Genomic DNA, 11,491 nt, shown 5'->3' on the forward strand with positions numbered 1-11,491 from the left:
TGTTGCTCCCCCAAGCCCACCGATGCTGCCCTCGCCGCAAATCATGCGGCGTGATCAGGGCGTATCAGGTGCGGCCTACAGATGCCAGCGTCGCGACAGGACTGATTTTTCCAACAGCGAAGCGACCGAGCAGAGGCGCCGTGCCATGCCGTGCCTCAAGCCGGATGAGGCTCGCACATGCGGCTGTCGCAGGGCAATCAGGCGGTGTAGTGTTTTTCATGGCATTGACTGAAGGTGGCTCGTTTAAGCATCTGATATCGGAACAATAAATCGTGCCGTTGATGTTCGAGTGGGGAATGAGGTTAGCCGCCTAAAGGGCCATGCTCCAGCCTGGGCAGTACGTGCCGGCCGAACAGGTCGGCCTCGGCGGCGTGGGGGTAGCCGGAGAGGACGAACGCTTCGATGCCCAGCGCGCGATAGGCGTTGAGCTTGGCGAGCACCTGGTCGGGGTCACCGACGATCGCAGCGCCGCAGCCCGAGCGAGCGCGACCGATGCCGGTCCAGAGATTGTCCTCGATATAGCCGTCGTCTGCCGAGGCTTCGCGCAGCTCGGCCTGGCGGCGGACGCCGGCGGACTGGGCATCGAGCGAGCGGGCGCGGATCGCTTCGCCCGCCGCCGCGTCGAGGTGCGAGAGCAGCCGGTCGGCCGCGGTACGCGCCTCCGCCTCGGTCTCGCGGACGACGACATGGACGCGGTAGCCGAAGCGCAGCGCGCGGCCGCGCTTGGTGGCGCGGGCGCGGAGGTCGTCGAGCGTGGCGGCGACGGCCTCTATCCGGTCCGGCCACATCAGGTAGACGTCGGCGCCTTCGGCCGCGGCCTCGCGGGCATCCTCGGACAGCCCGCCGAAATAGAGCTGGGGCGCGCGACCCGACACGGTGGTGATCCGCGGCGGCTCGACCTTGAGCTGCCAGAACTCGCCCTGGTGATCGAGGAGCTGGCCGTTCAGCAGCGTCTTCAGGATGTGCATCGCCTCGATCGTGCGGCGGTAGCGCGGGGCGGAGGCGAGCGTCTCGCCGGGCAGGTCCGAGGAGATGATGTTGACCGCGAGGCGGCCCCCCAGAATCTGGTCGATCGTCGCGATCTGGCGGGCGAGCTGGGGCGGCCAGCTCTCGCCGACGCGCACTGCCATCAGCAGCCGAATGCGGCGGACCAGCGTGGCGATCGCGGCGGCGAAGGCGGTGGTGTCGATCCCCAGCGCATAGCCCGACGGCAGCAGGATATTGTCGAAGCCGGCGCTTTCCGCCGCCAGCACGATGTCGCGGCAATGTTCCCAGCTGGAGAGCAGGCGCGGGTCCGGCTGGCCGAGAAACTCGTAATCGTCGTCGCACAGGGCGGAAAACCAGCTCACTTCGCAGGGGGGAAGTTGTTCTTGCTTGCCGGATGCGTCGGTCTGGGGATGGGTGGTCATCGTTCAAAGCCTCTGGAGAAGAGTATGGCGTCGCGAATTCGGTATGGTCTGGTCGGGTGCGGGATGATGGGCGTGGAGCATATCCGCAATCTTGCGATCACGGCCGGCGCGGAGCTGGTGGCGATCGCCGATCCGGTCGAGACCTCGCTCGGCTGGGCGCGCGCGGCGCTGGGCGACAAGGCGCAGGACGTGACCGCCTACCGGGACGCCGAGGCGCTGGCCAAGCATGACGGGCTGGACGCGGTGATCGTCGCCAGCCCCAACTTCACCCATCGCGGCACCGTCGAGCCGCTGTTCGACGCTGGCCTCCACATCCTGTGCGAGAAGCCGCTGGCGACGACGATCGAAGACGCGCGCTGGATCGCCGAGCGCGCCGCGCGCCATGACGCGGTGTTCTGGACCGCGATGGAATATCGCTACATGCCACCGGTCGCCGCGCTGATCGCGGGCGTGCACGGCGGCGAGATCGGCCGGTTGCGCATGCTGGCGATGCGCGAGCACCGCTTCCCCTTCCTGATGAAGGTCGGCGACTGGAATCGCTTCGCGCGCAATACCGGCGGCACGATGGTCGAGAAATGCTGCCATTTCTTCGACCTGATGCGCTTCATCGTCCGCTCCGAGCCGGTACGGGTCTATTGCTCTGGCGCGCAGGACGTGAACCATCTTGACGAGCGCTATGACGGGGCGACCCCCGATATCGTCGACAACAGCTTCACCACCGTCGATTTCGCCGACGGCACCCGCGCACTGCTCGACCTGTGCATGTTCGCCGACGGGGCCGAGGAGCAGGAGGAGATTGTCGCGACGGGGGACGTCGCACGGCTGGATGTGAGCATTCCCGGCAGCGTGCTCACCCGGTCGCCGCGCACCGGCTTCGGCAATCCCAAGGCGCCCGAGAAGCGCCGCATCGACGTGGACGCGGCGGCGCTGGCGGCGGGATCGCACCATGGCTCGACCTTTTACCAGCATCAGGCGTTCGCCCGTGCGGTGCGGGGCGAGGGGCCGGTGGAGGTGACCGCCGAGGACGGGCTGAAGGCCGTCGCCATCGGCATGGCGGCGGAGATCAGCCTTCGCGAGCATCGGGTGGTCGACATGGCCGAGCTGCTGGGTCAGCCCGCGTCCGCATAGGCGGTGCGCGGCAGGATCCAGCGCACCAGCAGCGCACCGGCGAGATAGGAAAAGGCGGCGATCCAGAACATCGGCGCATAGCCATGGCCATTGTCGAGCGACCAGCCGGCGAGTTCGAGAATGGCCATGCCGGCGAGGTTGCCGGCAAAGGCGCCGATGCCGATCACCGAGCCGACGCGGCTGGCGGGGATGATGTCGGTCGCCAGCCCGAACACGTTGGTCGAGAAGCCCTGATGCGCGAACAGCGCGAGGCCGAGGAGGAGGGCGGCAATCCAGGGGTTGCTTGCCACCAGTACCAGCGGAATGGGCAGCACCAGCAGCGCATAGCCAAGCAGGGTGGCGTGCCGCACCTTCTCCGGCACCCAGCCACGCGCGAGCAGCCAGCCGGGCACCCAGCCGCCGCTGATCGCTCCGAGCGCGGCGAGGCTGTATGCCAGCGCCACGGGGAGGCCCAGCGCACCTTGCTCCAGCCCGAACTGGCGGTGGAACAGGTCCGGTGTCCAGAACAAGAGGAACCACCAGACCTGGTCGCTCAGCACCTTGGCGACGGCGATGGCCAGCGTCCGGCGGTCGCGAAGCAGATGGAGCCACGGCACCTCGGAGCGCGGGCCCCGCACGCTGGCGGCGGCGGGCACATAGCGCAGCCATATCGCCACCCAGACGAGGCCCAGCCCGCCGGCGATCAGGAAGCTGCCCTTCCAGCCGACCCACAGCGCCAGCGCCGGGATCAGCAGCGGGGTGAGGATCGCGCCGAAATTGGGCGCGGTGTTGCCGATGCCGAGCGCGCGGGAGCGCTCGGACGGCGGGAAGAAGGTAGCGGCGGACTTCACCGCCGCCGGGGTGCCGATCGACTCCGCCGCCCCCAGCACGGCGCGGGCGGCGACGAACTGGGTGACGGTGGTGGCGAAGGCATGCGCCATGCCCGCGAGGCTCCACACGGCCACGCCCAGCGCGAAGCCGCGTCGCAGCCCCACCCGGTCGAGGAACCAGCCGGTGCCGAGAAAGGCCAGTGCCGCGGCGAACTGGAAGGCCGAGGCCATGTGCGCATAGTCGCGGTCGGACCAGTGGAACTCGCCCTGCAGCATGGGCTTGAGCAGCGCGAGGATCTGCCGGTCGACATAGTTGAGCATCACCGCGCCGAACACGAGCGCCAGGATCGCCCAGCGACCCTGCGCTCCGGCGGTGCCGTCAGTAGAGGATGCGCGCATTCAGGCCGACATAGCGATCATTGTCACGGGGCACGTAACGGACGACACCGGCGGTGGTGCCATAGACGAGATAGTTGGCATAGTGCTGGTCGAGGATGTTCTTCACCAGCGCGCGCAGCTCCCAGCGCTCCCCGCCGATCAGCGCGATGCTGGCGTTCCAGAGGCCGTAGGCGGGCTGGATCGTGTCCGGGTTCTGGGTGATCGCGTACTGGGTCTTGCTCTTGTAGCTGGCGTCGGTCTGCAGCTCGACCGCCAGGCCGTCGGTGATCGGCAGCTTCCACGCCGCGCCGCCGCTCAGCTTCCAGTCGGGGGCGAAGGGCAGGGCGCCGCTGTCGATCGAGGTGCAGCTGGTCGCCGCCGGGCAGTTGAAGTGGCGGATGCGCGCATCGGTGCGCGCCACCGCGAAGTTGAGCGTCAGCCGGCCGGTCGGCCGCGCGTTCAGATCGGCCTCGACGCCCTTGGTCCGTACCCGGCCCGCGTTGATCAGCCGGGTAACGATCGCGCCGAGATAGGTGTCGGTGTAATTGGCCTGGAAGCCGTCATAATCGGTGAGATAGGCAGCGATCCCGCCGCTTATCCGCCCGTCGAACAGGCTGCCCTTGAGCCCGACTTCGTAGCTGGTCGAGGTCTCGGGCGCGAGCGGCTGGGTGTCGAACGCCTGCATGTTGAAGAAGACGTTGTAGGCCGGGCCCTTATAGCCGCGCGAGAAGGTGAAATAGGTGTTGGCGTTGGGCGCCAGCTTGTACTGCACCCCGGCGCGGGCGCTGTAGTCCACCCGGTCGGTCTTGCCGCTGCTGGCGAAGCTGGGGCGGATGCCTGCCACGCCGGTCGCGGTGTCCGATACGCGCTGGTGGAAATAGCTGAGCGAATCGTGGATCAGGCGGCCGCCGGCGATGAAGGTCAGCGTGTCGGTGGCGTGGAGGTTGGCCTCGCCGAACAGCGCGTGGTTCTGCGCGCGGATGCCGTAGTTCGCGACGCCGTTGTTGGTCCCCGGCGCACCGCCGATCAGCTGGGTGACGCTGCGCTGGTAGCGCTCGTCGGTATCGGCCGAGAGCAGATAGGCGCCTACGACATAGTCGACCAGCCCGCCCTGCGGTGAGGCGAGGCGGATCTCCTGCGAGAACTGGTCGAAGTCGACGGTGCCGTCGTCGCGGCCCTGCGGAAAGCCCGCGGCGAGGATCGCGCGCGCGTCCCAATCCGGCTTCTGGTGGTTCTTCCATTCGCGATAGGCGGTGATCGAGGTCAGCGTGTAGCCGCCGCCCAGCCCCCAATCGAGCGCGATCGAGCCGCCATAGTTGCGGTCGCGCACCTCGGCGTCGAAATTGGTGTTGATCCGGGTATTGTTGGCCGAGGGCGTGATGCCTTCCTGCGTCAGCAACCCCGCGAGGGTCGCGTTCGGCGTTACCACGCCGGTCGGATAGGCGACGCGGCTGGAACTGACATAGACACCCTGCGGGGTATCGTCGCGATTATAGAGATAGTCGCCGGCGAAGGTGATCGTCACGTCGTCGTTGGGTTTGGCGACGATCTTGCCGCGAACCCCCCAGCGGTCATAGCCGTTCACCCAGTTGCGCGTGCCGACATTGTAGACGTTGCCGCGATAGGCGGCGTAGAGCCCGCTCAGCGTATAGCCGATAGTGCTGGTGATCGGGCCCGAGACCGTGCCCTTGATGCGGCCCTCGCCGCCCTCGTAATAGCCGCCCTCGAGCGACCCGGTCTGGGTCTTGGTCGGGCCCTTGGTGACGAGGTTGATCACGCCGGCCGAGGCATTCTTGCCGAACAGCGTGCCCTGCGGCCCGCGCAGTACCTCGAGATGGTCGAGATCGAGCAGGTCGAGCGTCGCCTGGCCCGGGCGGACCAGCACCACACCGTCGATCACCGTCGAGACCGAGCTTTCCACGCCCGGCGAGGTGGTGATCGTGCCGACGCCGCGGATGAACACGGTACGATCCTTGTTCGACTGGCCGGTGCGGAAATCCACCGTCGGGATGACGGTGGAGAGGTCCTGCAGCGTGTTGAGGTTGCGCGAGGCGGCGACATCGCCGTTCACCACCGACACCGCGATCGGCACGTCCTGCAGATTCTCGTTGCGGAAGCGCGCGGTGACGACGATGTCGCCCGCGCCATCCTTTGCGGGTGTCTCGGAATCCTGTGCCTGGGCGAGCGCCGGCTGCGCCACTCCCGCCAGCAGACCTGCGACCAACCAACCGTGCAAGCGCCCCATCCGATCCTCCTTATGTGTCGGGGCGGGTGGTAATTCCCAGCAGTGAGCTAGGAAAATAAGCTTTTGCTTGGGCGCGGCAAAGCAGGCCTTCGCGCGCTAGCGAAAACCTTTGCATGCAGAGGCTTATCGGCTGACGGTGCGAAAGCCGAGATGCGAAGCGGCGAGCGTCTCCTCCTGGGCATGGCGGGCGGCGGGGCGGTAGCGGGCGCAATAGTTGCTGGCGCAGAGATAGGAGCCGCCCTTGATCACCCGCGCCCTCGCGTCGGGCTGGCGGGGATCGAAGCTCGGGTTGCCGGGCGCTCCGTCACCGACCGCGAAGGGCGCGTGGCTGGGCAGATACCAGCTTTTGGTCCATTCCCAGACATTGCCGATCAGATCATAGGCGCCCGCGCCGTTGGGCTTGAAGCAGCCGGCTGGCGCGCGACCCGTGTAGCCGTCGCGCTTCGTGTTGGTGTTCGGGAAGCTGCCCTGCCAGGTGTTGGCGCGGTCCGGGTTGGGCTCGGCATCCGGATCGGCGATGCCCACGCGAGCCGCCGCCTCGAATTGTTCCTCGCTCGGCAGCGCTCGGCCGACCCAGCGGGCATAGGCCCGGGCGTCGGCGAAGGTGACGGCGACCACCGGCTCTTCCTCGTGCCCCGCGATGCTGCTGCCCGGCCCCTCGGGATGGCGCCAGGTCGCGCCGGGCACGAAGCGCCACCAGCGGCGCGGATCGGGTTCGTCGATCGCGGTCTTGGGCGGCACGAAAACGAAGGCGCCGCCGCCGGGCTTCTCCGCCTCGGTGCGGTAGCCGGTGGCCGTCACGAAGGCGGCGAACTGGCGGTTGGTGACTTCGTGCGCGTCGATATCGAAGGCGGGCACCTCGGTTTCGGTGGGTGGGCCTTCCTCGGGGTAGTAGCGGCTGCTGCCCATCACGAAGCGGCTGGCGGGGATGCGCACCGGCCGGTCGAGATGGCTGCCCGCGCACACCCGCGGCGGGCCGGCCGAGGTGGGCGCCGCCGCCGGGCGCGTCGCCCAGAGCAGCGGCAGCGCGACCAGCGGCGGCAGCGCGAGGAGCGCAACCGGCTTCACGATCGGCCCCCTGCAGCGAGAGGATCGGCGCCGATGCCCAGAAAACGATCGTCATTCCCGCGAAGGCGGGAATCCATTGGCCAGGACGGCGGGGGCAGGAACCGCGCTGGCGACCCCAATGGATCCCCGCCTTCGCGGGGATGACGGATTGGGCGCGGCACCGCGCATGCGCCCGCCATCACGGGAAGGTCGCCGGGGTGGACTGCATCACCACGCCCGCGCCCTTGGCATAGGCATCCCACGCGGCGACCAGCGTCTTCAGCCGGGCGGGCTGGTCGGCGGCGCGGTCGCGGGTCTCGCCGGGGTCCTCGGCCAGATTGTAGAGCTTCCAGCCGTCGCCGAGGTCGACGATCTTCCAGTCGCCCTGCCGGATCGCGCGGCGCCCGAACAGCTCGGTGCCGACGATCTCGTTGGGCCCGTGCACCGCCTTGGACTGCCCGCGAAGATAGGGCAGCCAGCTGCTGCCGCGCACCGGCTGCACGGTCCGCCCGCCATAGCTGCTGCCCTGCCAGCTGCCGCCGGCCGCCTCCACCAGCGTCGGCACCACGTCCATCACCGTGCCATAGGCATGGCTGATCTCGCCCTGCCGCTTCCAGCCGGGATAGGAAAGGAAGGCTGCGACGCGCGTGCCGCCCTCGCTGGTGAAGCCCTTGTAGAGGAAGGACGGCGTGGTCGCCGCCTGTGCCCAGCCCGGGCCATAGGCGGTGTAGGAACTCGCCGCGCCGAGATTGTCGAGCCGGTTGTCCGCCGCCTTCAGCCGCGCCGCCATGGTCGGCAGCTTGGTGGTGGCGAGGTCGATCCCCTCCGCGCCATTGTCGGCGAGGAACAGGATGATGGTGTTGTCATACTGGCCGGTCGCCTTGAGGTGGGCGATCACCTTGCCGACATTCTGGTCGAGCCGGTCGACCATCGCCGCATAGACTTCCATCAGCCGCGCCTGCTCGCGTTTCTCCGTGGGCGAAAGATGTGCCCAGTCCCGCCCGTCGGGCAGCACGAACGGGTGCGGCTTCACGCCCGCCGGCACCAGCCCCAGTGCCTGCTGGCGCTTGAGCCGCTCGGCTTGGAGCGCTTCGAACCCGGCATCGTAGCGCCCGCGATATTTGGCGATGTCCTCTGCCGGGGCCTGGAGTGGCCAGTGCGGCGCGGTGAAGGTAAGATAGGCGAAGAAGGGTTTGGCCGGATCGGCATGCCCGAGAAAGCCGATCAGCTTCGCGGCATAAGCGTCGGACGAATAGAAGTCCTTGGGCAGGCTCGGCAGCGTGACGCCGTTCTCGCGATAGGTCGCCTGGCCGGGCAGCGGGGTCGCCGTCGCGTCGATGCCGAAGTGATTGGCACCGCCCTGAAGCAGGGTGAAGGCCTGGTCGAAGCCGTGTTTCGTGGGGTCGTCCTGCGGGCGCGTGCCGAGGTGCCATTTGCCCGACATCGCGGTTGCATAACCGAGGTCGCGCAGCCGCTCGGCGAGCGTCACCACGTCGTCGGGCAGATAGCCCTGATAGCCGGGCTTGCCGATCTGGTTGGGGGCGATCAGCTCGGCCATGTTGCCGAGGCCCGCCAGATGGTTGTCGGTGCCCGAGAGCAGCATCGATCGGGTCGGCGAACAGGTGGGCGCGGCGTGGAAGCCGGTGAGGCGCAGGCCGTGTTCGGCCAGCGCGTCGAGATTGGGCGTGTGGATCTCGCCGCCGAACGCACCAAGGTCCGAATAGCCGAGATCGTCGGCGACGATGATCAGGATGTTGGGCCGCTTGGGTGGCGGCGCGGGGGCAGGCTGGTCCTTCGCCACCACGGCAGGCGACGGGAGCAGCAGCAGGAGCAGGGCGGCGAGGCGAAGGCGCATGGATGGCATATCCGAAAAGGAGGCCGCGCTTCTGTCAGTGCGCAGGGTTCGCATTGGCACCGAAGTCCCCCTCACCCTTCCGCCGCTTCGCGGCTCCCTCCCTCTCCCACAAGGGGAGAGGGAGAAGCGGCACCCCACCTCCCTCTCCCCTTGTGGGAGAGGGAAGGGGCCCGCCGCCGAAGGCGGTGGGAAGGGTGAGGGGGATGAGACGCCTATGCGATACCCCTGGATCGAGGAGCACAGCTTAGTAGCGGTGAAAGTTAGGCGGCGGCTTCGACCGCGGCGACCGGCTCGGGCTTGATCACCCGGCTGGGCGCCCCATCGATCCCGCGCGGCACGTCGCCGGCGATGGTGGCGCGGCGCAGCGTACGGCGCTGGTGGCCGAAATCGGCGATGGCGCGGTGCTGGGTGGCGCGATTGTCCCAGATCGCCACGTCGCCCGGGCTCCAGCGCCAGCGCACCGTGTTCTCGGGCTTGGTCGCATGGTCCTGCAGGATGCCGAACAGCCGGGCGAAATCCTCGCGGCTGAAGCCGACGAAGCTTTTCACGAAGCTGCCGAGCAGCAGCAGCTTCTCGCCCGTCACCGGGTGGACGCGGACCACCGGATGCTCGGTCTCGTACGCCGTCGAGGCGAACACCTCGCGGTGGCGGCGGACCTGCTCGCTGGTCGCCTCGGGGCGTTGCTGGGCATAGTCGAAGGCGTTGGTGTGGACCGCGCGCAGGGTCTCGACCAGCGCCTTGAGCGGTTCCGGCAGGGTCTCGTACGCGGTTACCGCATTGGCCCAGAGCGTGTCGCCGCCCGCGGGCGGGATGGTGATCGCGCGGAGGATCGAGGCGGCGGGATAGGCGGGCAGGAAGGTGATGTCGGTATGCCAGGCCGAGGCGGCCTCGCCTTCCTTGCTGTCGAGCTCGAGAAGGAAACGCGAGCCCGGCGCCACCGGCACGGTCGGGTGGGCGAGCGGATCGCCGAGGCGCTCGGCGAAGGCTTCCTGGCTCGCGTCGTCGAGATGCGTCTGGTTGCGGAAGAAGATCACCTTGTGGCGGTAGAGCGCGGCGCGGATCGCCTCGACGGTGGCGTTGTCGATGTCGCCGCCCAGCCGCACGCCGCGGATCTCGGCACCGATCCGGCCGGCCACGGGGTGGACGTCGAGCACGCTGTCGGCATCGGCGGCGTTGGGGAAGTCATGCGTCTGGATCGTCATGTGCATTCTCCTTCAGGGTCACAGGGGAAGTTGGCCGGCGGCGCGCGCATCGAGCGCACGACGGATCGAGGCATGACGCTGCGCGTCGAGCGGGAAGCGCCAGAGGATGGCGGCGGACAGGATGTGGGCGAGCGCCGGGCCGAGCGCGAAGACGACTTTCAGCGTCTCCAGCGCCTCGGGCGCGTTGGCGCCCTTGGGGCTGAACCCCATCCAGGCGATAAAAGGCAGCGCGATGCCGATGCCGATCGCCGGCCCCGCCTTGGTGGCGAGGCTGAACACCGAGAAGAACAGGCCGGTGCGGTTGTGGCCGGTCTCCAGCTCGTGATGATCGGCGACGTCGGCGACCATCGCGCGTAGCATGAGGTTGCCCGAGCCCTGCGCGAGCCCCTGCGCAACGGTGAGCGCCAGCAGCAGTCCGATCCCGCCCGGCACGACGAACAGCAGGCCAAGGTTGATCGCCACCTGCACCAGCTCGCCGGCGATGGCGGTCTCGCGCTTGCCGAAGCGGCGGCCGATCTGCAGCCAGATCGGCGCGGCGAACACGCCGAAGACGAACTGGAACAGGTACAGGCCGCTCGCCCAGCCGGGGGCGCCCATATAATTGACGGCGAAGAAGGTGATCAGCCCCGCGCGGATCGACTGGCCGGCGGTGACCGCCACGTCCGAGGCAAGCACGCGGACCAGCAGCCGGTCGCGCAGGATCAGGCTGGCGGTGCGGAGGAATCCCTCGGGCTTGGGCTCATAGGCCGGGCGCGGCGGCTCGCGGAAGGCGGTCAGGCTCAGCACCAGCGAGGGTGCCAGCGTCAGCAGGATGAAGCCGCCGACGACGTGGAGCTTGAGCGCGATGTCGGCGGGACGGAGCTGTTCGAGCAGCGTCGGCAGGATCAGGACGAGGAGCAGTCCCGAAGCTTGCGCGGTCTGCTGGAAGGTCACCGATCGGGTGCGGCCGTGATAGGCGCCCGACAATTCCCCCGCCCAGGCGGAGAAGGGCACCTCGATCATCGTCCAGCCGGCGTAGAAGAGGAACAGCGCCGCCGCGAGGTAGAGCGGCGCCACGGTCGCAGGCGGGAAGAAGAGCAGCGCCGAGCCCAGCCCGAAGAGCAGCCCGCCCGCCGCGATCCACGGCCTGCGCCTTCCGAAGCGGCTGCGGGTGCGGTCGCTCAGCACGCCGACGATCGGATCGGCGGCGACGTCCCAGAAGCGGCCGAGGAAGAAGATCAGCCCGATCGTCGCCAGCGAGAGCCCGTAACGGCTGGCATAGAGCTGCGGCACGAACAGGATCAGCGGCAGCCCCGCCCCCGCGATCGGGATCGCCAGCGAGGCGAAGCCGATCAGGCGCCACGCCGGCGGTTCGTCGGTGCGGATCGGCGGGGAGGCGATGCGGAACCGGGTGTCGTGGGCGGGGATCGTCGCCATGG

Annotated in this window: 8 protein-coding genes; 1 reads left to right on the forward strand and 7 read right to left on the reverse strand. The window is 68.7% G+C overall.

All coding sequences use genetic code 11. The features are described 5' to 3' along the window. Window positions 1-302 precede the first annotated feature (302 nt). Entirely contained in the window at window positions 303-1,409 is a 1,107-nt protein-coding gene (locus SAZ01S_RS14550; RefSeq protein WP_084582995.1) for an LLM class flavin-dependent oxidoreductase, read from the reverse strand. Window positions 1,410-1,433: 24 nt separating this feature from the next. Here SAZ01S_RS14550 and SAZ01S_RS14555 point away from each other — a divergent pair, with 24 nt between their 5' ends. Continuing rightward, the gene (locus SAZ01S_RS14555; RefSeq protein ID WP_174596120.1) at window positions 1,434-2,537 is read left to right on the forward strand and encodes a Gfo/Idh/MocA family protein; all 1,104 of its coding nucleotides are present in this window, start codon (window positions 1,434-1,436) and stop codon (window positions 2,535-2,537) included. Here SAZ01S_RS14555 and SAZ01S_RS14560 read toward each other — a convergent pair. The 6 genes from SAZ01S_RS14560 to SAZ01S_RS14585 all read right to left on the reverse strand — a co-directional run bounded on the left by SAZ01S_RS14560 (window position 2,519) and on the right by SAZ01S_RS14585 (window position 11,489). Continuing rightward, entirely contained in the window at window positions 2,519-3,745 is a 1,227-nt protein-coding gene (locus tag SAZ01S_RS14560) for an MFS transporter (RefSeq protein WP_084582996.1), read from the reverse strand. The two genes, SAZ01S_RS14555 and SAZ01S_RS14560, sit on opposite strands and share 19 nt — an antisense overlap. Then, complete coding sequence (locus SAZ01S_RS14565) at window positions 3,726-5,969, reverse strand: TonB-dependent receptor (RefSeq protein WP_084582997.1); 2,244 nt, start codon at window positions 5,967-5,969, stop codon at window positions 3,726-3,728. The genes SAZ01S_RS14560 and SAZ01S_RS14565 overlap by 20 nt, the downstream gene beginning before the upstream one ends. Before the next feature lie 123 nt (window positions 5,970-6,092). Continuing rightward, a complete protein-coding gene (locus tag SAZ01S_RS14570) occupies window positions 6,093-7,037 on the reverse strand; it encodes a formylglycine-generating enzyme family protein (protein WP_084582998.1) in 945 nt (314 codons plus the stop codon). A gap of 178 nt (window positions 7,038-7,215) precedes the next feature. After that, window positions 7,216-8,871, reverse strand: a complete 1,656-nt coding sequence (locus tag SAZ01S_RS14575; RefSeq protein ID WP_139810089.1) for an arylsulfatase — start codon at window positions 8,869-8,871, stop codon at window positions 7,216-7,218. Between the two features lie 260 nt (window positions 8,872-9,131). Beyond that, window positions 9,132-10,073, reverse strand: coding sequence for a TauD/TfdA dioxygenase family protein (locus SAZ01S_RS14580; protein WP_084582999.1), 942 nt, complete (start codon window positions 10,071-10,073; stop codon window positions 9,132-9,134). An 18-nt stretch (window positions 10,074-10,091) separates the two neighbouring features. Beyond that, entirely contained in the window at window positions 10,092-11,489 is a 1,398-nt protein-coding gene (locus tag SAZ01S_RS14585) for an MFS transporter (RefSeq protein WP_084583000.1), read from the reverse strand. Window positions 11,490-11,491 lie beyond the last annotated feature (2 nt).

Origin of the sequence: Sphingomonas azotifigens NBRC 15497 (assembly GCF_002091475.1) — a bacterium.
Classification (GTDB): domain Bacteria; phylum Pseudomonadota; class Alphaproteobacteria; order Sphingomonadales; family Sphingomonadaceae; genus Sphingomonas; species Sphingomonas azotifigens.